Below are 20117 nucleotides of genomic sequence, written 5' to 3' on the forward strand. Positions count from 1 at the left end.
CCGGCTACGCGCTGACCTTGCGCCGTCGCTTCGGCGCAACCGCCGCCGGTGCGGCGGGCGGGACGGACAGCAGCTCGCCGAGGAACTGGCCGGTGTAGCTCTCCGGAGTGGCGGCGATGTCCTCGGGGGTTCCGATCGCGACGACGGTCCCGCCGCCGCCACCGCCTTCGGGTCCCATGTCGACGACCCAGTCCGAGGTCTTGATGACGTCGAGGTTGTGCTCGATGACGATGACGGTGTTGCCCTTGTCCACCAGACCGTTGATGACCTTGAGCAACTTGCGGATGTCCTCGAAGTGCAGGCCCGTCGTGGGCTCGTCGAGGATGTACACCGTGCGGCCCGTCGACCGCTTCTGCAGTTCGGCCGCCAGCTTCACGCGCTGCGCCTCGCCGCCCGACAGCGTCGGAGCGGGTTGCCCCAGCCGCACGTACCCGAGACCCACGTCGACGAGCGTCTTGAGGTACCGGTGGATCGACGAGATCGGCTCGAAGAAGCCCGTGGCCTCCTCGATCGGCATGTCGAGGACCTCGGAGATCGTCTTGCCCTTGTAGTGCACCTCGAGGGTCTCGCGGTTGTACCGGGCACCGTGGCACACCTCGCACGGGACGTAGACGTCCGGCAGGAAGTTCATCTCGATCTTCAGGGTGCCGTCACCGGAGCAGGCTTCGCAGCGTCCACCCTTAACGTTGAAGGAGAACCGGCCCGGCTGGTAGCCGCGCACCTTCGCCTCCGTCGTCGCGGCGAACAGCGTCCGGATCTTGTCGAAGACGCCGGTGTAGGTCGCCGGGTTGGACCGCGGCGTGCGGCCGATCGGCGACTGGTCGACGCGGACCAGCTTGTCGAGCTGATCCAGCCCGTTGATCCTGGTGTGCCGTCCCGGCACCTGGCGGGCACCGTTGAGTTTGTTGGCCAGGACCGACGCCAGGATGTCGTTGACCAGGGTCGACTTGCCCGAACCCGAGACACCGGTCACCGAGGTCAGCACTCCGAGCGGGAACGCCACGTCGATGCCGCGCAGGTTGTGCTCGCGGGCGCCGACGACCGTGATCTGCCGCTTGCGGTCGATTGGCCTGCGGATGTCGGGGACCGGGATGCTCTCCTTGCCGGACAGGTACGCGCCGGTGATCGAGCGGGCGTTCTTCAGCAGGTCCTTGTAGGTGCCGCTGTGCACGATCTGGCCACCGTGCTCACCGGCAGCGGGACCGATGTCGACCACCCAGTCGGCGTGGGCGATGGTGTCGAGGTCGTGCTCGACGACGATCAGCGTGTTGCCGAGGTCGCGCAATCGCACCAGGGTGTCGATGAGGCGCCGGTTGTCGCGCTGGTGCAGGCCGATCGACGGCTCGTCGAGGACGTACAGCACGCCGACGAGGCCGGAGCCGATCTGCGTCGCGAGCCGGATGCGCTGCGCTTCGCCGCCGGACAGGGTGCCCGCGGCGCGCGAGAGCGACAGGTAGTCGAGGCCGACGTCGAGGAGGAAGCCCAGCCGTGACTGCACCTCCTTGAGCACCTGGCCGGCGATCGCGGTCTCGCGGGAGCCGAGTGTCAGGGCGTTGAGGAAGCCCGAGCAGTCGGCGATCGACAGCTCGCACACCTCGGCGATGGACTTGGGACCGTACTTGCCCGCCGTCAACGAGACGGCCAGGATCTCCGGCTTGAGCCTGGTGCCCTGACAGACCGGGCACGGCACGTCGCGCATGAAGCCCTCGTACCGTTCCTTCATCTGCTCGGAATCGGTCTGCTCCATGCGACGGTGCAGGAACGCCATCACGCCTTCGAAGTCGGCGTAGTAGGAGCGGGTGCGCCCGTAGCGGTTCTTGTACCGGACGTGCACCTGCTCGTTGCAGCCCTCGAGAATCGCCTTGCGCGCCTTCGCGGGCAGCTTGTTCCATGGCGTGTCGACGCTGAAGCCCAGCGCATCACCGAGGCCGGTCAGCATGCGGGTGAAGTACTCGGCGTTGTGGCCCATCGACCACGGCGCGATGGCGCCCTCGGCGAGGGTGAGTTCGCCGTCGGGGACCACCAGCTCGGGGTCGACCTCCTTGCGGATGCCGAGGCCGGTGCACTCCGGGCAGGCGCCGTAGGGCGAGTTGAACGAGAACGACCTGGGCTCGAGGTCGTCGACCGCGAGGGGGTGGCCGTTGGGGCAGGCCAGCTTCTCGGAGAACCGCTGCTCGCGCTGCGGCGTGTCCTCCTCCTGGTCGACGAATTCCAGCACGACGATGCCGTCGGCGAGGCCGAGCGCCGTCTCCACCGAATCGGTAAGTCGCTGCTTCGACGAGGCCTTGACGGTGAGGCGGTCGACGACCACCTCGATGTCGTGCTTCTCCTGCTTCTTGAGCTTCGGCGGCTCGGTCAGCGGATACACGACGCCGTCGACGCGCACCCTGCTGTAGCCCTGCGTGTTCAGCTTCTCGAAGAGGTCGACGAACTCGCCCTTGCGGGTGCGGACGACCGGCGCGAGCACCTGGAAGCGGATGCCCTCGTCCATCGCGAGCACCTGGTCCACGATCTGCTGCGGGGTCTGGCGCGCGATCCGCTCACCGCAGACCGGGCAGTGCGGAGTGCCGGCGCGTGCGTACAGCAGGCGGAGGTAGTCGTACACCTCGGTGATGGTGCCGACGGTCGAGCGCGGGTTGCGGTTGGTCGACTTCTGATCGATCGACACCGCGGGCGACAGACCCTCGATGAAGTCGACGTCGGGCTTGTCCATCTGGCCCAGGAACTGCCGGGCGTAAGCCGACAGCGACTCGACGTAGCGGCGCTGGCCCTCGGCGAAGATGGTGTCGAACGCCAACGACGACTTGCCCGACCCCGACAGGCCGGTGAAGACGATCATCGCGTCCCGGGGCAGGTCCAGGTCGATGCCCCGAAGGTTGTGTTCGCGTGCTCCCTTGACGATCAGGCGGTCAGCCAACTGATCCCTTTCCTGGTCCCATACCGCTTACTGCAGCGCAGAAAGCCGTCCGGCGCCCATGCTATGTGCACCCACCGACAAGCCTCAGCCGAGCCCGATACCGTGGCCTCCATGACTGGCACACACATCTCGGTCACCGACGAATACACCGGGCACGTAAATCCCGGTACCGCCGCGCGCCGGAACCTCCCCGGCGCGACCATCGTCAAGGCCTCGGTGGGCCAGATGGACAACAACGCCTACCTGGTCACGTGTTCCCGAACCGGCGAGACCCTACTCATCGACGCCGCCAACGACGCGAACGTCCTGCTCGACCTCGTCGCGGACTGCGCCCCGAAGCTGTCGCTGATCGTGACCACGCACCAGCATCCCGACCACTGGTTCGCCCTCGAGGAGGTCGCAGGCAAGACCGGCGCCCCGACCGCCGCCCACCAACTCGACGCCGAGCCGCTGCCGGTGCGGCCCGACCGCCTGCTGGCCGACGGCGACACCGTCGAGGTCGGCGACCTCGTCTTCGACGTCGTCCACCTGCAGGGACACACCGAGGGATCGGTCGCGCTCGCGCTCGGCGGAGACGCGACCGGCGGCGTCGTACAGCTGTTCACCGGCGACTGCCTCTTCCCCGGCGGCGTCGGCAAGACCTGGCGGGACGGCGACTTCGAGCGACTCCTCGGCGACGTCAGCGCCAAGGTGTTCGACGTCTACCCCGACTCCACGGTCGTCTACCCCGGCCACGGGGACGACACCACCGTCGGGGCGGAACGCCCGCACCTCGACGAGTGGCGGGAGCGTGGGTGGTGAGCGGCTGGCCCACCCCCGACAAGCCCGGACCCGGCCAAGAGTCCGTGTGGGACTACCCGCGGCCACCCCGGCTCGAGGAGTTCCGCGGCTCGATCACCGTGGAGCTGGGCGGTCAGACCGTCGCCTCCACCGAGCGTGGCTGGCGAGTGCTCGAGACGAGTCACCCGCCCACCTACTACCTGCCGGCCTCGGCCTTCGCCGAGGGCGTGCTGCGCGAGGCCGACGGCTCGTCGTGGTGTGAGTGGAAGGGTCGGGCCAGCTACTACGACCTGGTGACCCCGATGCGGACGGCGGCGCGCGCCGCATGGACGTACCACTCCCCGACGCGCGGATTCGAGCCGCTGGCGGGAGCGATCGCCGTCATCGCTGCGCAGACCGACCGCTGCACCGTCAACGGTGAGCAGGTCCAATCGCAGCCCGGCGGGTTCTACGGCGGCTGGATCACCAGTTGGGTGGTCGGCCCGTTCAAGGGCATCCCTGGATCGATGGGCTGGTAGCCCGCCGGATCAGGACGTGTGGACGATGAGCACGTCGGTCTTGGACCGGCGCGCGACGTTGGCGGGCACCGACCCGAGCAGACGCCCGGCGATCGTGCTGAGGCCGACGTTGCCGACGACGAGCAGGTCGGCCTTCACGTCTTCGGCGAGTTCCACGAGCGCGTCGACGGGAGCGCCGACGATGGCCTTCTCCTCGATGTCCGTGGCCCCCGCGGCGTGGGCACGGTCCCGAGCCTCACGAAGGATGGCGTAGATCGGGGCGTTGCCCGACATCTTGTAGCCCTCGTCCTTGAGCAGGTCGGCGGCGCGTGCGTCCTCGTTCTGCGGGAAGTAGGCGGTACTGACGATCAGCTTGGCGCCCGAACCGGCAGCGATCTCGCCTGCCCGATCCACTGCGCGCAGCGACGAATCCGAGCCGTCCGTTCCGACAACCACGGTCTTGTAGCTGCTCATGCATGCCCTCCAAGTATCGATTCCAACGCCACCGCCGAACAGTAACCGGTCGACCCGCAAGTGGGGTGCGATTCGCCGGATGGCGAGCGTTCTACCGGCACTGATGGTAACCGGAGGGCGTCGGCGCGCGGGCGAGTGGTGATGAACGGTACCCCCGCCGGGGGTCGGTGCCCGCGTCGCAATGCGAGGGGCGTCGTGACCTGAGTCATGGTCGCGGCGGCCGCCACGGAATCATCGCCTCCGTCAACGGCTTTCGCACGCGGACTCACTTGCGGCCGAAGTACAGCTCCTGCGTCGCGATGCAGATGACCCGTCCCGACCGGTCGTACATCGTCGCGGTGGCCAGGCCGCGGCCGTCGATCCCACTCGGCGAGAACTGATCCGAGAGCACCCATTCCGCGGGATCGAACGGACGGTGGAACCACAGGGCGTGGTCGATGAGCGCGTTGAAGGTGCTGATGGGCGTGGCCCGTCGCATGACCAGGGCCGTCTCGAGCATCGTCGTGCCGGACAGATACGTCAGCAGGCAGCTGTGCAGTACCGGGTCTACGGGCACGGAATCGGTTGCCCGCCAGAACATTCGCAGGCGCGACGACGGATCCGGGTGTTCGAGCGCCAGACGTGGTGGCGCGTCGACGTAGCGCAGGTCGAACGGCAACGGCCGCAACCAGTAGCCGCCGAGTTCGTCGGCGTAGTCCGCCAGCTGGTCCTGCATGGCCGGCAGCGTCTCCGGGTCCGGCACGTCCGGCATGGCGCTCTGATGTTCCGGCCCTCCGACCTCGGTGCTGAACGACGCGAGTGCCTCCAGCAGCACCTGATCGCCCTGCGTCGCCGTGATCCGACGAGTGGACAGCGTTCCGCCGTCGCGTGACCTCACGACCTCGAACTCGACGGGAAGTCGGGCGTCGCCGGCGCGCAGGTAGTAGACGTGCACGCTGTGCGGCATGCGCCCCGGTGCGGTGCGACTGGCCGCCATCAACGCCTGCCCGGCGATGTGTCCACCGACGATGTGATGCGCCGGGTTGTCCAGCTGCGTCGCGACGAACTGCCCGTCGCCGACCTGCTCGACCTGCAGCGTGGTGATCACGTCGGCCAGCGACGGCGATGGAAAGCTCACGGCGGCATCATGCCGCAAGCCCGTTCGCTACCAGTCGCCGCGTCGCGCGTCGCTCGGAGTTGCTCCGCCGGGCTCGGTCGACCGCTCTGCAGACCAGGCGGTGCCCTCGCACACCAGGTCCCTTGGTATGGGGAGCGTGCTCGGCAATTGCAGACCCATGTCGGGAAGCGCGCTGCCGATCGGGATGCCGGGCGGTGCAGGCACGACGGGCACGGGTGGCACCGCGAGCGCGGCGGCGTCGACGATCGGCGCCGCCGCCGCGGCTGCCGCGGCTTCGGGCGCGAGGGCCGGTGCCGATAGCGGTGCTGCGGCCTCGGTCAGCGTGGCGGTCGCCGGTGGCGGGAGTGGCGGGGCCGGCTCGGCCGGTGGCGGTGGCGGCGGTGGTGGCAGCTCGGCGGGGGGCGGCGGTGGTGGCGGCTCGACGGGAGCGGGGGGCGGCGGCGGCGGCTCGGCGGGAGCCGGGGGCGGCGCGGCGGCAGCTGCTTCGGATACCGGCGCTGCGACCGGAGCCGGGGCAGCTGCGGCCATGTCCGCGACGGGGGCCGCGGGCACGGCGGGCGGAATCGCGACCGGCGGCGCGATGGCGGGCGGAAGAACCACGGGCAGCGGCGCTCCGGCAGCCGGAATGGCGGCGGGTAGAGCAGTGCCCAACGGGATGGCGGTGGCCGCGGCGTCGACGACCGGTGCTGCCGCGACCGCCGCAGGCGGGAGCGCGCCCGCGGCGTCGACCACCGGCGCAGCCGTGGGCGCCGAGGCCAACGCCGGCGTGACGAGGTCGAGAGGCACCGTGGCCGGCGGAGCTGGTGGCGGCACCGGCGGCACTGGCGGCGGCGGCACCGCATTCACCAGGGCTGCCGCCGCTGCGTCGTGCACCTCGGCCTGACTCGGCGGAGATGCGGCGAGATCTTCGACGATGCCCATGCACGGCACCCCGGGGCTCACTCCGGGATCAGCCCAGCCGCTCGGACAGACGAGCAGTGCGGGCCAGAGGAGACCGGACGTGAACGCCGCCGCAGCCACCCGATTCGTCGCGCTCAACGTGCCTTCCCCGGAGAGTATGTCGACGCGGGAAGTCCGCTGCGGACGTGCGTCACGAGAAACCTAACGTGTGACTGATGTGGCGCAAGTGGCCACGAATGCGCGGTTACCGAACCGTTGCCGCGCAGAGGCGGATCCGAGACCACCTGCGGGTACCACCGAATTTGCTGCGAGAACCGTTGTCTGCGAATCGAATTGACAGACGGTGTTTGCCCGGGCGACCCCTGTGCCGCTGTACTCGCTGGGACCCGGTGGTTAGGGCAGCTAAGCTGGACCACCATGAGGTCCACGAAGGCATCGGTCGCTGCGGCGATCACACTCGTCGGCATGTGGGCGTCGGCGGGCGTGGCCGTCGCCGAGCCGGCGCCGGCGCCCGCGCCGCCGCCTGCCCCCAAGAACACCATCGACACCGACGGCACCTATGCGGTGGGCGCCGACATCGCGCCCGGCGTCTACAAGTCCGCGGGCCCCGTCGACGGGGGCGCCTGCTATTGGAAGCGCACCAGCGGCGAGAAGATGATCGACAACGGGCTGACGAAACGAGCACCCGTGGTCACGATCGACCCCACGGATACCTCGTTCACGACGAACGATTGTCAGACGTGGCAGCTGACCGATTGCTCCCAGTCGGTATGCCCACCCCCGCCTGGCCCGCCGTCCGGCGCGATCGGGCCAATCCTGAGCATCCTCGGTTCGCAGCTCGGCTCGGCAGCAGGTGCGCCGCCCCCGCCGGCCGGTTGATACGGCACTGAGACAACGCGACACCGCCCGCATCTCGGAGGATGCGGGCGGCGTCTGCGCGTTTCCTACCGCTGGCGGCCGGGGGCGTTCTCGGAACCACCGGGTCCGTTCTGCGTCACGGTGACCGGCCCTGCTGCGCTCTCGCAGAGGACCTCTTGGTCGTCCGATCCGGCGTCTACGGCAGTGGCCAGCGCCGTCACGTTCCCGACGTCGACGACGTCGCAGACCAGAGCGGTGATCTGCGCCGCTACGCCGACGTTGACGTCCTCGAGCACGGTGATGTCACCGAGCGCGAGGTTGACCAGGCCATCCTGAATCTGGACCGGCTCGGCACTCGCGAGGCCGAGGCCTCCCGTGAACATCAACGACCCGCCGAAGACGGCGCCTGCTGCTGCTTTCGTGAGCGTGTTCTTCATGAGTAACTCCCTTGATGAGCGGAAGCAGTAAGCCGGACCCCCGACCAATCGTGCTGCATACCGGAGGCGGGAATGGCCCGCCAGCGCTAGGTGCACCTTCTGCTTCCAGCAACGGAAATTGCCCACGGCGCGGATAGTCAAACCGAAATCACAGGAAATGTTAATGAGCGACGCGTACAATGCGGCTAGCTAATTAACTGCGGCGTAAGTATTGATCTTCATCACACCACGTCAGCCTTCGATCGGTAAGTCGGGTCGCCATTCATGATCGTTACTGACCTTGAAGAGAAATTCTCGACAACCTTCTAGCAGGGCGCTGAACTGCACAGATCGCCCAGTCCGTCGAACCGGCGTCGAGCTTGGAGGTAACGGGCGTCGCCGCAGGCTCGATAAACCGTTTGCAGCCGCCGATTTCGGAATGGGCGCTCGTCGCCATTCGAATGAGTCAGGGCATATCGGCGGCCGCAACGAATCGAAGGAGCACCGAAGATGAAAGTCAAGAAGCTCGCAGCAACGTCGGCTGCCGCTGCCGCACTCTCCGCGGGAGCGCTCGGCTTCGGTTCCGCGACCGCGCAGGCCGACCCCGATTACTGGTGGATCGAGCCACCGCCGCCCGGACAGGTCGGTCAGCTGATCGGCGTTCCACCGGGACACGTCGGCCAGTTCGTGGGTGTGCCGCCCGGTCACTGGGACAAGCCGTGGAAGTGGCTTAAGTAGCGACCCCGATCCAGCGGTACCCGGTCCATCGGGCCCGGCGGCGATCTACCATCCGGGTATGAACCGGAGCGTCGTGGTTCTCACCGCCCTGTTGGCCCTGGCTCCGGGTACTGCTGCGGGTCCGTTCACCGCGCACGCCGAACTCCCACCACCCGGCACGCCGTGTTCGTTCACGCTGTCGCCGCCGCACGTCGTGCCGTCCCCCGACGGCGACGTCGTCACCGCCACGGTGGCTCCGGCCGGGTGCCTTGGCCCATTCAGTCCTCGCGTGAGCGTCGTGTGCGTTCAGCGCATCGACTCCACACCCCAGTGCAGTCAGGGGCGCGGGTCCGGCACCGCTGCGGTGTTCACGACCCACGAACCGGGGGCCGCCTACACCTCGACCGGCAGGGGCCTCGGCGCCGTGTTCGACGATGCCTCCGGGCCCAATTGGCAACTGCTGGGGCCGATTACGGCCGTCCTCTAGCTCCGACGGAGCCATACGCGAGCGAGTGACGGGATTCGAACCCGTGTAAACGGCTTTGCAGGCCGGTGCCTAGCCACTCAGCCACACCCGCGTTGTCCATGACGATGCCAGTGTGTACCGCTGCGCGCCCAGGGTTTCGCTCCCCGTGATTGCTACTGGAGTGGCACCCCGACGGCCGGTCCGTTCTGCGGCCAACCCTCGGGTGAGTCCTCCCAGGCCTCCTGGCGCCCATAGGGCGTGATGTCGAGGAACGGATAGCCCGCCGACGACGGGTCCAGGCCGCGCGCGTAGGTGGTGTAGGTGTGGAACACCTCGTCGCCGCGGCGCAGGAACACGCTGGCTCCCGGCCAGTCGCCCCGCAGTTCGTCGTCGGACCAGCCGTCGGCGTGCAGCTCCGCCAGGGACTTGTAGTTGTACTCCACCGCAGCGCGATACGGGTCGAGCGTCACGTGGAGGTCGTAGGTGAAGTCCCCGTCGCGCGAGGAGTACCACGGGAAGGTCCAGCCGCGTTCGTCCCGATAGCGGGCGATGCTGGCGTACGGCGCCCTCGATACCGCGACGAACGTGACTCCACGGGCATTGAGCAGGGCTCGGTCCCGCTCGGTGAACGTGAGGTCTGCTGCCACGGTGCAACTCGGGCAGCCACGGTCGGTCGCGTCGATCCACATGAAGTGGTGGACGTAGAGCTGCGGTCGTCCCTCGAATAGGTCGGCCAGGCCGACGACGCCATCCGGACCCTGGAACGCATAGTCCTTCTCCACCTTCACCATCGGCAGCCGTCTGCGCTGGGCGTTGACCGCGTCGCGAAGGTGCGTCGCCTCCCGCTCCCGCACGAGCAGCTCTCGGCGCGCCGTCAGCCACTCGTCGCGGCCGACGACCTCAGGACAGGCGGTCGAATCGATGTTCATGGCGTCCCCTTTCGAACGGTCACCAATGGAGACCGCCCGGCCGCCGGGAACTCATCGCCGATGCGACCGCGTCGCGATACCTTGTCGGCATGCTGCAGCTGCTCGCCGACCCACCGTTCTTCGGCGGCCCCGGCCAAGGCACCCGCCAGATCGTCGAGTTGTTCGTGGCCTTCGGGCTCACCGCACTCATCGGCCTGGAACGCGAGGTGCAGGGCAAGAGCGCCGGCCTGCGCACCCAGACGATCGTCGGCACCGCCGCTGCGCTGATCCTCCTGGTGAGCAAGTACGGATTCCAGGACGTCCTGCAACCCGAACTCGTCGTCGTGGACCCGTCCCGCGTCGCGGCTCAGATCGTCTCGGGCATCGGGTTTCTCGGAGCGGGCATCATCATCTTCCGCCGCGGCTCCGTCCACGGACTGACCACTGCCGCCGCGGTCTGGGAATCGGCCGCCATCGGGATGGCCGCCGGCTCGGGGTTGCTGCTGCTGGCCTGCACCGTCACGGCAATGCACTTCCTGATCGTGCTCGGGTTCATGCCGGTGGCCAGGCGGCTCGCGTCACGGCTCAGCGGGTCGATCCGAATGCACGTCGTCTACGACGAAGGGCGCGGCGTGCTCACCCGACTGTTGCAGGCGTGCGAGCGCCGCGGCTGGCAGCTCGCCGAACTCGCCAGCGACCCCGCGGGCGAACCGCTCGGCGCCGGGCACGGACAGTCCGGCATCGTTCTCACGTTGTCGGGCAACGGAATAGTCAACGCGCCCGCCGTGCTGGCGACGATCGAGGGCGTGACGGCGATCCGTCGACTCGACGACGACCCCGACCCGGACTAGGCCCGTTCCCGGCTCGCACGGTAGGACGCCACCGCGCCGAGGACGGCCAACGCGGCGAACGTCGCGAACAGATACCGGGCGGCCGTCTCGTCGCCGCGGTCGGTCATGTTGACCACGACGCCGGCCAGGCCCGCGCCGAAGGCGCCGCAGATGAGCTGCACGGTGTTGATCGCGGCGGCAGCCGTGCCGCCCTCGGCCGGGTCGTCGACGGAGCCCATCGCCCACGCCGACAGGTGCGGCCACGCGATGCCCACGCCGGTCCCGGTGATCGCGAGTGCGACCACCCACACCGCGACCATGCCCGCCGTGGCGCCGTCCACCAGGGTCATCGCGCCCACGGCGAGGCCCGTCGCCATCACCAGCGGCGCGGACATCACCAGCCGCCTGACGTTCCGGGGGCCGGTCACCGAGGCGCTGGAGATCTCGCCGACGGTCCATCCGACGGCCAACGCTGCGCCCAGGAATCCCGCGGCCACCGGAACCAGCCCCGCCAGGCGCTGACCGAACAGCGGCACGTACATGTCCACCATCGTTGCTGTCATCAACATTCCGAGCGTCAGGTAGATCCACTTCAGCGGGCCGGGTCGAAATGCCGTGGGCGGCAGGACCGATGCCGCGAGACGCCGGTCGACGACGAGGAACACGCCGACCAGCACGGCGCCGACGCCGAGCAGGCCCGCCGTCATCGCCGCGTGCTTCGCGATTCCCGCCGCGCTGATGGCGAGTGCGGCCGCACCGAGCAGCAGCAGCGACCACACCGGGATGCGCTGCACGGCCGGTCCATGCCCGGCACGCCGGGGCAGGACGAACGGGACGAGGACCGCCATCGCCGCGGTGAGGATGGCGAGCACCCCGAATGCCCAACGCCACGAACCGAACTGCGCGAACAGACCACCGGCAGCCGGCCCGACGATGGTGCCGACTCCCCACATCGCCGACACCAGGGCCGACGCCTTGGTCCACAGCGACTGCGGCATGGCCGCATTGATCACGGCGTAGCCGAGCCCGGCCATCAAACCACCCGCAGCGCCCTGCACGACCCGCCCTGCCAGCAGGAGTTCCATGGTCGGAGCAACGGCGCACAGCACGCTGCCCGCACCGAACACCGACAGCGCCGCCACGTAGGCCAGTCGCGGCCCGAGGCGGGACAGCGTGGAACTGACCGTCGTGGCGGCGACGACCGAGGACACCAGGTACACCGTCGTCACCCACGCGTAGAGGCGTTGCCCACCGATCTCGCCGACCGTACTCGGCAGCAGGCTGATGGTGAGGAACTCGTTGGTGGCGTACAGCGCGACGCCACCGGCGAGGACCGTCGAGGCCCCGACGTGCTTCGGGCCCAACAGCTCGCGCCAACCGCTTCGAGCCACCTCGAGTTCCGTCATGCGCTCACGGTAGGAACTGAACCGAGGTTGAGGTCAAGCTACTTGAGGCCGGCGGCATCCATGCCGCGCAGCTCCTTCTTCAAGTCCGAGATCTCGTCGCGGATGCGAGCCGCCAATTCGAACTGCAGATCCCGCGCCGCGGTCATCATCTGAGCCGTCAGATCCTTGATCAGGTCGGCCAATTCGGCCCGCGGCATCGACTTGGTGTCGCGGCCCTCGTAGATCCCCGCACTGACCGCACGGCCCGGCTCGCCCTGCGCACGCCGTCCCCTGGACGCGTTGCGCCCCGATCCGCCGACGTCGACGGTCGCCTCGGTGTCGTCGGCCTCGCGGTACACCTGGTCCAGGATGTCGGCGATCTTCTTGCGCAACGGCTGTGGGTCGACGCCATGCTCCTGGTTGTACGCGATCTGCTTGCTGCGCCGCCGGTCGGTCTCCTCGATGGCCTGCTGCATCGAATCGGTGATCTTGTCGGCGTACATGTGCACCTCGCCCGACACGTTGCGCGCCGCGCGACCGATGGTCTGGATGAGGCTTCGCGGCGACCGCAGGAAGCCCTCCTTGTCGGCGTCGAGGATCGCCACCAGCGACACCTCGGGCAGGTCGAGACCCTCGCGCAGCAGATTGATGCCGATCAGGACGTCGTACTCGCCGAGGCGCAGCTGCCGCAACAACTCCACGCGGCGCAACGTGTCGACCTCGGAGTGCAGGTACCGCACTCGAATGCCCGTCTCCAGGAGGTAGTCGGTGAGGTCCTCGGCCATCTTCTTGGTCAGCGTCGTCACCAGCACGCGTTCGTCGCGTTCGGTGCGCTTGCGGATCTCCCCGATGAGGTCGTCGATCTGGCCCTTGGTCGGCTTGACGATGACGTGCGGGTCGACCAGACCGGTCGGCCGGATGACCTGCTCGACGAACTCGCCACCGGTCTGGCTGAGTTCGTAGGGGCCCGGCGTCGCCGACAGGTACACCGTCTGGCCGATGCGGTCGGCGAACTCCTCCCACGTCAGGGGGCGGTTGTCGACCGCCGACGGCAGCCGGAAGCCGAAGTCGACCAGGTTGCGCTTGCGGGACATGTCGCCCTCGTACATGCCGCCGATCTGCGGCACGGTGACGTGCGACTCGTCGATGACCAGCAGGAAGTCCTCGGGGAAGTAGTCGATCAACGTCGCAGGCGCCGTGCCGGGACCGCGCCCGTCGATGTGCCGCGAGTAGTTCTCGATGCCGGAGCAGAACCCGACCTGCTTCATCATCTCGAGGTCGTAGTTGGTGCGCATCCGCAACCGCTGCGCCTCGAGCAGCTTGCCCTGGCCCTCGAGTTCGGCCAGCCGGGCCTCGAGTTCCCGCTCGATGCTCTCGATCGCCTGCGCCATGCGCTCGGGCCCCGCCACGTAGTGCGTGGCCGGGAACACCCGCAGCGAGTCGACCTTGCGGATGACGTCGCCGGTCAGCGGGTGCATGTAGTAGAGCGCCTCGACCTCGTCGCCGAAGTACTCGATGCGGACGGCCAGCTCCTCGTACGACGGAATGATCTCGACGGTGTCACCCCGCACCCGGAACGTGCCGCGCGTGAACGACATGTCGTTGCGGGTGTACTGCACGTCGACGAGCAGCCGCAGCAGCGCGTCGCGGGGCACCTCCTGGCCGACCTGGAGTTCCACCGAGCGGTCCATGTACGACTGCGGCGTGCCGAGGCCGTAGATGCACGACACCGAGGCCACCACGACCACGTCGCGGCGCGACAGCAGGCTCGACGTCGCCGAGTGTCGCAGGCGCTCGACGTCGTCGTTGATCGAGCTGTCCTTCTCGATGTAGGTGTCGGTCTGCGCGATGTACGCCTCGGGCTGGTAGTAGTCGTAGTACGAGACGAAGTACTCGACGGCGTTGTGCGGCAACATGTCCCGCAGCTCGTTGGCCAGCTGTGCGGCGAGCGTCTTGTTGGGAGCCATCACCAGCGTCGGCCGCTGTAGGCGCTCGATGAGCCACGCCGTGGTGGCCGATTTGCCGGTACCGGTGGCACCGAGGAGCACGACGTCGCGCTCCCCCGCCCTGACGCGGCGTTCCAGTTCCTCGATGGCCGCTGGCTGATCGCCCGCTGGCTCGTATTCGCTGACCACCTCGAACCGGTTTCCGGCGCGCACCATCGCCTCGACTGGGCGGTACTCGGAGTGCGCGAGTACGGGATGTTCGGTAGCGAAGGCCATGGTCTCCAGATTAAGCGCGTCCCCCGACAAGTTCATTCCCGCCGTGCCCCGCGACGGGTTAGCGTGACGCCGTGCGCGAACCGCTGCGAGTCGCCCTCCGACTACTCGGCCTCCTCCTCCTACTGGTCAGCCTCGGCTGCGCCGTCGCGCTGATCTGGCCCGGGCCGGGACGCGTGGCCGACCTCATGGGCGTGAGCTGCGGCGACAACGGTCTCGGACCGTCCAGCCAGTGCGGTTGGCTGGATGCCGCCAGCCTGCTGTGGGCCGGGTTCGCGGGGTGCCTGCTCGCCGGCTTCTTACTGCGGATGCTGACCCGGCCCGACGGTCATCGGCCGCTCGTCGTCGACCTTCGCCGGTACCGCTCGTGACGCCGCCGATCCATCCACCCAAACGAGAGACCTTCGACGTACGGCACCGCACCAACACCGACCCGAAGGGCATCGTGCGTGACGTCGAGGTCTACACCGTCACCCCGTGGGGCCTGTACATGGCCCGCCCGGCTCCCGGCCGGGCGCAGTTCCACTACCTGGAGTCATGGTTGCTGCCGAGTCTCGACCTGCGGGCGACGGTGTTCCACTTCAATCCGGGCTACGAGCGCGACCAGGACCTCTACCTGGACGTGGGCCGGATCTCGGTCGACGGGGACGTGTGGCGCACCGAGGATCACTACCTGGACCTCGTCGTACGAACCGGGCGCGGCGTCGAACTGGTCGATGCCGACGAACTGGTGGCCGCCGTGTGCGGCGGGCTGCTCGACCAGGAAACGGCGGACCGGGCAATCCACACGGCGGTCGCGACTGTCGACGGTCTCGCCCGGCACGGCTATGACCTGGACCGGTGGCTTGATCAGCGTGAAATGGTCCTCACGTGGCGCTCGGCGTAAAGTCTGCTGTCATGAGTTTCAGCAAGCGCGGGCGGCACGCGGCGTTCGTCGTGACCGTCCTCGCGGTGGGTGCGCAGCTCGCTGCGCCCGTCGCGCTGGCAGACCCCGCGGCACCCCCGCTGCCCGACGTGCAGCAGGAGTCAGCTGCCACCCCGGCCGAAGGCGCCACGCCCCCAGCCGAACCCGCGGCACCTCAGTTCGGCGAGGGACCGCACAACGTCGTGTACCGCGCACGCGTCGACGGCGTCTCGCGCGGCGCCACGATCACCTACAAGCTCTCCGACACCGAGTTCAACACCGCCGATCCGACGATGGTGCCGGGACGCACCTTCGAGACGACCGGCGTCGTGTCCGATCCTCAGCAGGCCGGCATGCAGGTCGCGATCCAATGGCCCTACTCCGCGAGCCTGCACTGCGAGATCCTGGTCGACGACCAGATCGTCGCCCAGGCCGACCAGTTCGTCGCTCCCCGGTTCACGCCGCAGCGCAACGACCCCGGCTACGGCGTGCTCAGCTGCGGGTCGGTGGGCAACTTCCCGCAGGGCAACACCGCACCGGTCGACGCACCCGCACCCGTACCCGCGGCGCCGCTGCCGCCTGCCGACCCCGCAGTCGCTCCGCCTGCGCCCGTCGCCTGACGGACTAGGCAGTCCAGCCGGTCCGTTCGGCCCAGTCCACGGCGCGACCGTAGGCGTCGGCGAACCACGGCTCCTTGGCGTCGGCATAGTCTCCGGACGTCAGATGTCCGGCGTCGGCGATCCGCTTCTTCAGCTCGAGGTACTCGCCGCGTACGTCGGGCTCGGCCCGCAGCCAGTCCCGGAACAGCAGCGCGAAACGCTGATTCGGCCAGCCCTCGACGCGCAGGTGCACGTTGGTGGGCCTACCGGGGTCGGCAGATGCATGAAAGCGCTTCTGCCACAGCGCCGACTCGTCGGTGTGTGCGACGTCGGCAACGATCGACTCGACTCGGGGATAGCCCGCCGCGGCCAATGCCGAGCCCAGCTCGTCGGCGACGTCGAGCGACTCGACGGTGACCTGGACGTCGATGACGTCCTTGGCGTCGAGGCCCGGTACGGCAGTCGACCCGACGTGGTCGATGCGCAGCGCCCGATGGCCGCAGGACGTGTTGAGCCGGTTGACGATTCGCGTCGCCTGCTCGGGCCACGACGAGTCGGCGGGCACCAGGACCGGCGCCACGCGGGCCGGCTCCCCGGCCTGGACGTTGTGTGCGAACGGCACGATCCGGTCGTGCCACAGCGCCCTGGCGGCCGCCACCAGATCCTCTGCGGGGCCGGAGTTGTCGAGCCACACGTCGGCGACGGCACGACGCTGCTCCACGGTCGCCTGCGCGGCGATGCGGGCTCGGGCGTCGGCCTCGGTGAATCCCCGGTGCTCGATGAGCCGGGAGACCCGTAGGTCCTCGTCGGCGTGGACGATGATCACGAGCGGAAACATCGGCGCCATCTGTGATTCGACGAGCAACGGGATGTCCTCGACGATCACCGCGTCCGCAGGTGCGGCGTCGATCAGCTCCTGACGTCGCCTGCCGACCAACGGGTGCACGATGCCGTTGAGGGTGGCCCGCTTGGCGTCGTCGCTGAACGCGACCGCTGCCAGCGCGGGCCGGTCCAGCGCGCCGTCGGGGCGCAGGATGTCCTCGCCGAAGGCCTCGACCAGCTTGGCGAGCCCCTCGGTTCCGGGCTCGACGACCTCGCGGGCGATCACGTCGCCGTCGACGACGATGCCGCCGAGTTCACCGAACGTCTTGGACACCGTCGACTTGCCGGCACCGATACCGCCGGACAGACCAATTCGCAGCACGGCACCAGTCTGTCAGGGGCGCCGAAACGGCGAACGCCCCGGCTCCAAGAGCCGGGGCGTTCGTCGTACTGGCCGTGGTTAGGCGTTGCCTGCAAGCTTCTCGCGCAGCGCTGCCAACTGAGCGTCGCTGGCGAGCGTGCCGCCGGTCGACTCCTCCGGGCGGGAGGACGACGAAGACGACGTCGTGCCGGCGTTGGCGGGCCTGCTGGCCGCCTCCGCGTCGGCAGCGGCGAACTTCTCCATCTGCGCAGTGTGCATCTTGTGGCGGCGCTCGGCCTCGGCGTACCGGGCCTCCCACTCGTCACGCTGCTTCTCGAAGCCCTCGAGCCACTCGTTGGTCTCGGCGTCGAAGCCCTCGGGGAAGATGTAGTTGCCCGCTTCGTCGTAGCTGTCGGCCATGCCGTACTTCGACGGGTCGAACTCCTCGGTGTAGTCCTCGTTGGCCTGCTTGAGGCTCAGCGAGATCCGGCGACGCTCGAGGTCGATGTCGATGACCTTGACCATCGCGTCGTCGCCGACCTGGACCACCTGGTCCGGGACCTCGACGTGACGCTCGGACAGCTCGGAGATGTGCACCAGGCCCTCGATGCCCTCCTCGACGCGGACGAACGCACCGAACGGCACCAGCTTGGTGACCTTGCCGGGCACGATCTGACCGATTGCGTGGGTGCGGGCGAAGTGGCGCCACGGATCTTCCTGAGTCGCCTTGAGCGACAGCGAAACCCGCTCGCGGTCCATGTCGACGTCGAGGACCTCGACCGTGACCTCGTCGCCCACCTGGACGACCTCGGACGGATGGTCGATGTGCTTCCAGGACAGCTCGGAGACGTGCACCAGGCCGTCGACGCCGCCGAGATCGACGAACGCGCCGAAGTTGACGATGGAGCTGACGACACCCTTGCGGATGGCGCCCTTCTGCAGCTGGTTGAGGAACTCGCTGCGCACCTCGGACTGGGTCTGCTCCAGCCAGGCGCGGCGGCTCAGCACCACGTTGTTGCGGTTCTTGTCCAGCTCGATGATCTTCGCCTCGATCTCACGACCGATGTACGGCTGCAGATCGCGGACGCGACGCATCTCCACCAGCGACGCGGGCAGGAAGCCACGCAGGCCGATGTCCAGGATCAGGCCGCCCTTGACGACCTCGATGACGGTGCCCTTGACGGCCTCGTCCTTCTCCTTGAGTTCTTCGATCGTGCCCCAGGCGCGCTCGTACTGAGCCCGCTTCTTGGACAGGATCAGACGGCCTTCCTTGTCCTCCTTGGTGAGGACCAGCGCTTCGACCTCGTCGCCGACGGACACAACCTCTGAGGGGTCCACGTCGTGCTTGATCGAGAGTTCGCGGGAAGGAATGACGCCTTCGGTCTTGTAACCGATGTCGAGCAAGACCTCGTCGCGGTCCACCTTGACGATGGTCCCCTCGACGATGTCGCCATCGTTGAAGTACTTGATGGTCTTGTCGATCGCGGCGAGAAAGTCCTCAGCCGAGCCAATGTCGTTGATGGCTACTTGCGGCGAGGTGATGGAGGGACTTGGCATATGGTGGGTGGCTCCGGACAGGTTTAATAGTAGGGACGTATTCATTGCTCCGGCGCGGGTGCGCCGAGATGTGACACTGCACCCGTGATCTTGCACATACGAGTACCCATCGAGGGTACTCGACTGAGGACACGCTGGACAAACCCGGTCCCACGCACCGTTACCCTGCACCCGTGCACAACCCTTCGCCCGCCTTGCCGCCGCACCTGCCGATGCCGGCTCTGCCGAGGCGGATCCGCAAAGTCGGTGCACCGATCGGCGTCCTCATCCTGCTCGGCCTCATCGCCGGCTTGATCGTCATCGGGTTGACCGCGCTCAATCCGGTCGGCACCGCCATCGGTTTCGTGCTGTCCACGGTCGCGATCGCCGTCGTCGTGCTGGCCTACGTGTGGCTCGACCGCTGGGAGCCCGAGCCCCCGCGCCTACTGATCCTCGCCTTCCTGTGGGGTGCGTCGGTCGCCGTCATCGTGTCGATCGTCCTGAGCCTGTGGTTCGAGACGCTGGTCAACCCTGGCGCGGTGGAGACCGCGTCGGTCAGCTTCGTGTCGGTCGCGGTCGGTGCGCCGCTGATCGAGGAGGCCGCCAAGGGAGCGTTCCTGCTGGTGATGCTCACGGGGCGCCGACGGCACGAGATGAACTCGCTCACCGACTGCCTCGTCTACGCGGGCCTGGTCGGCGCGGGCTTCGCCTGGCTCGAGGACATCCTGTACATCGCGAACGGCGAGTCGCTCGGCGAAGCGCTGGTAACCGCCGCCATGCGGCTGATCATGGCGCCGTTCGCCCATCCGCTGTTCACCACGATGTTCGGCATCGGCGTCTACTTCGCGATGAACCGACGCGGCGTGGCGGCCAAGGCGGGCTTCCTGCTGCTCGGGTACGCAGGCGCGGTCGTCATGCACGGGTTGTGGAACGCCTCGTCGCTGATGGGCGCCGAGGCGTACTTCGGCGTCTACGTGCTGTGGATGGTGCCGATCTTCGCGCTCGCGATCGTCCTCGGAGTGAACAGCCGCCGCCGGGAGCAGCGCATCGTCTCCGCCAAGCTGCCCGGCATGGTGACCGCCGGCCTCGTCACACCTGCCGAGGCCACCTGGCTCGGCTCCATGCAAGCCCGCAAGCACGCCGTCGCCGCGGCTCGCGGAATCCACGGCAAACCCGGCGCCACCGCAGTCGGCGCCTTCGCCGCGCAGGTCGTCGAACTCGCCTTCGTCAAGGACAGGATCGACCGTGGATTCGGCGATCAGCGGGTGCACGCGCTGCTGGCCGAGGAGTCATACGCGGTACACGCCGCGCGAGCAGCCGCCCCGACGCTGCAGTGGCTGGCCGGTTACCGCGCGCCCGGACGGTGAGGCTCTCCGAGGCCGCGGTCCCAGCCGTCTCCTAGGTTCGCGTC

The 20117-nt window shown here is 68.5% G+C and carries 20 protein-coding genes and 1 tRNA gene; 10 read left to right on the top strand and 11 right to left on the bottom strand.

What is annotated here, in order from left to right; all coding sequences use genetic code 11:
• Positions 1–4: 4 nt before the first annotated feature.
• The gene (gene uvrA / locus G6N61_RS05430; RefSeq protein WP_163917603.1) at positions 5–2917 is read right to left on the bottom strand and encodes an excinuclease ABC subunit UvrA; all 2913 of its coding nucleotides are present in this window, start codon (positions 2915–2917) and stop codon (positions 5–7) included.
• Between the two features lie 111 nt (positions 2918–3028).
• Here uvrA and G6N61_RS05435 point away from each other — a divergent pair, with 111 nt between their 5' ends.
• A complete protein-coding gene (locus tag G6N61_RS05435; protein ID WP_163917604.1) occupies positions 3029–3718 on the top strand; it encodes an MBL fold metallo-hydrolase in 690 nt (229 codons plus the stop codon).
• The gene (locus G6N61_RS05440) at positions 3715–4215 is read left to right on the top strand and encodes a DUF427 domain-containing protein (RefSeq protein WP_163917605.1); all 501 of its coding nucleotides are present in this window, start codon (positions 3715–3717) and stop codon (positions 4213–4215) included. The genes G6N61_RS05435 and G6N61_RS05440 overlap by 4 nt, the downstream gene beginning before the upstream one ends.
• A 9-nt stretch (positions 4216–4224) precedes the next feature.
• On the opposite strand, the gene G6N61_RS05445 is transcribed toward G6N61_RS05440, so the two are convergent.
• The 3 genes from G6N61_RS05445 to G6N61_RS05455 form a co-directional block, all read right to left on the bottom strand.
• Complete coding sequence (locus tag G6N61_RS05445) at positions 4225–4668, bottom strand: universal stress protein (RefSeq protein WP_163917606.1); 444 nt, start codon at positions 4666–4668, stop codon at positions 4225–4227.
• Between the two features lie 265 nt (positions 4669–4933).
• A complete protein-coding gene (locus G6N61_RS05450; protein WP_163917607.1) occupies positions 4934–5785 on the bottom strand; it encodes an acyl-CoA thioesterase in 852 nt (283 codons plus the stop codon).
• Between the two features lie 27 nt (positions 5786–5812).
• Entirely contained in the window at positions 5813–6823 is a 1011-nt protein-coding gene (locus G6N61_RS05455) for a hypothetical protein (RefSeq protein ID WP_179973573.1), read from the bottom strand.
• Positions 6824–7102: 279 nt separating this feature from the next.
• Here G6N61_RS05455 and G6N61_RS05460 point away from each other — a divergent pair, with 279 nt between their 5' ends.
• Positions 7103–7564 (top strand): Rv1352/Rv1906c domain-containing protein, encoded by a 462-nt coding sequence (locus G6N61_RS05460; protein WP_163917608.1) that lies wholly within the window; start codon positions 7103–7105, stop codon positions 7562–7564.
• Between the two features lie 65 nt (positions 7565–7629).
• On the opposite strand, the gene G6N61_RS05465 is transcribed toward G6N61_RS05460, so the two are convergent.
• Complete coding sequence (locus G6N61_RS05465; protein WP_163917609.1) at positions 7630–7980, bottom strand: hypothetical protein; 351 nt, start codon at positions 7978–7980, stop codon at positions 7630–7632.
• 489 nt (positions 7981–8469) lie between these two features.
• Here G6N61_RS05465 and G6N61_RS05470 point away from each other — a divergent pair, with 489 nt between their 5' ends.
• Positions 8470–8697, top strand: a complete 228-nt coding sequence (locus G6N61_RS05470; protein ID WP_163917610.1) for a hypothetical protein — start codon at positions 8470–8472, stop codon at positions 8695–8697.
• Positions 8698–8755: 58 nt separating this feature from the next.
• The gene (locus tag G6N61_RS05475; RefSeq protein WP_163917611.1) at positions 8756–9163 is read left to right on the top strand and encodes a hypothetical protein; all 408 of its coding nucleotides are present in this window, start codon (positions 8756–8758) and stop codon (positions 9161–9163) included.
• 20 nt (positions 9164–9183) lie between these two features.
• Here G6N61_RS05475 and G6N61_RS05480 read toward each other — a convergent pair.
• Both G6N61_RS05480 and G6N61_RS05485 read right to left on the bottom strand, forming a co-directional pair.
• Positions 9184–9254: transfer RNA gene (locus G6N61_RS05480), tRNA-Cys, on the bottom strand.
• A gap of 61 nt (positions 9255–9315) precedes the next feature.
• Positions 9316–10071, bottom strand: coding sequence for a DUF899 domain-containing protein (locus tag G6N61_RS05485; protein ID WP_163917612.1), 756 nt, complete (start codon positions 10069–10071; stop codon positions 9316–9318).
• An 89-nt stretch (positions 10072–10160) separates the two neighbouring features.
• Here G6N61_RS05485 and G6N61_RS05490 point away from each other — a divergent pair, with 89 nt between their 5' ends.
• Complete coding sequence (locus G6N61_RS05490) at positions 10161–10901, top strand: MgtC/SapB family protein (protein ID WP_163917613.1); 741 nt, start codon at positions 10161–10163, stop codon at positions 10899–10901.
• Here G6N61_RS05490 and G6N61_RS05495 read toward each other — a convergent pair.
• Both G6N61_RS05495 and uvrB read right to left on the bottom strand, forming a co-directional pair.
• A complete protein-coding gene (locus tag G6N61_RS05495; RefSeq protein ID WP_163917614.1) occupies positions 10898–12286 on the bottom strand; it encodes an MFS transporter in 1389 nt (462 codons plus the stop codon). The two genes, G6N61_RS05490 and G6N61_RS05495, sit on opposite strands and share 4 nt — an antisense overlap.
• A 38-nt stretch (positions 12287–12324) precedes the next feature.
• Positions 12325–14487: an excinuclease ABC subunit UvrB gene (uvrB, locus tag G6N61_RS05500; protein ID WP_163917615.1), complete on the bottom strand. Its 2163-nt coding sequence runs from the start codon at positions 14485–14487 to the stop codon at positions 12325–12327.
• A gap of 71 nt (positions 14488–14558) precedes the next feature.
• Between uvrB and G6N61_RS05505 the strand changes: the two genes are divergently transcribed.
• The 3 genes from G6N61_RS05505 to G6N61_RS05515 are packed head-to-tail and all read left to right on the top strand — an operon-like array spanning position 14559 to position 16008.
• Positions 14559–14855, top strand: a complete 297-nt coding sequence (locus G6N61_RS05505) for a hypothetical protein (RefSeq protein WP_163917616.1) — start codon at positions 14559–14561, stop codon at positions 14853–14855.
• Positions 14856–14863: 8 nt separating this feature from the next.
• A complete protein-coding gene (locus G6N61_RS05510; RefSeq protein ID WP_179973645.1) occupies positions 14864–15370 on the top strand; it encodes a ribonuclease FAU-1 family protein in 507 nt (168 codons plus the stop codon).
• Positions 15371–15381: 11 nt separating this feature from the next.
• A complete protein-coding gene (locus G6N61_RS05515; RefSeq protein WP_179973574.1) occupies positions 15382–16008 on the top strand; it encodes a hypothetical protein in 627 nt (208 codons plus the stop codon).
• Positions 16009–16012: 4 nt separating this feature from the next.
• Here G6N61_RS05515 and coaE read toward each other — a convergent pair whose 3' ends face one another.
• Together coaE and rpsA are read right to left on the bottom strand one after the other, a co-directional pair.
• Complete coding sequence (gene coaE / locus G6N61_RS05520) at positions 16013–17191, bottom strand: dephospho-CoA kinase (RefSeq protein ID WP_163917617.1); 1179 nt, start codon at positions 17189–17191, stop codon at positions 16013–16015.
• Between the two features lie 78 nt (positions 17192–17269).
• Positions 17270–18727, bottom strand: a complete 1458-nt coding sequence (rpsA, locus tag G6N61_RS05525) for a 30S ribosomal protein S1 (protein ID WP_163917618.1) — start codon at positions 18725–18727, stop codon at positions 17270–17272.
• Positions 18728–18939: 212 nt separating this feature from the next.
• On the opposite strand from rpsA, the gene G6N61_RS05530 reads away from it, so the two are divergent.
• Positions 18940–20073, top strand: coding sequence for a PrsW family intramembrane metalloprotease (locus tag G6N61_RS05530; protein ID WP_163924615.1), 1134 nt, complete (start codon positions 18940–18942; stop codon positions 20071–20073).
• The last annotated feature ends 44 nt before the right edge of the window (positions 20074–20117 follow it).

The sequence above is a fragment of the Mycolicibacterium arabiense genome, assembly GCF_010731815.2.
GTDB lineage: Bacteria > Actinomycetota > Actinomycetes > Mycobacteriales > Mycobacteriaceae > Mycobacterium > Mycobacterium arabiense.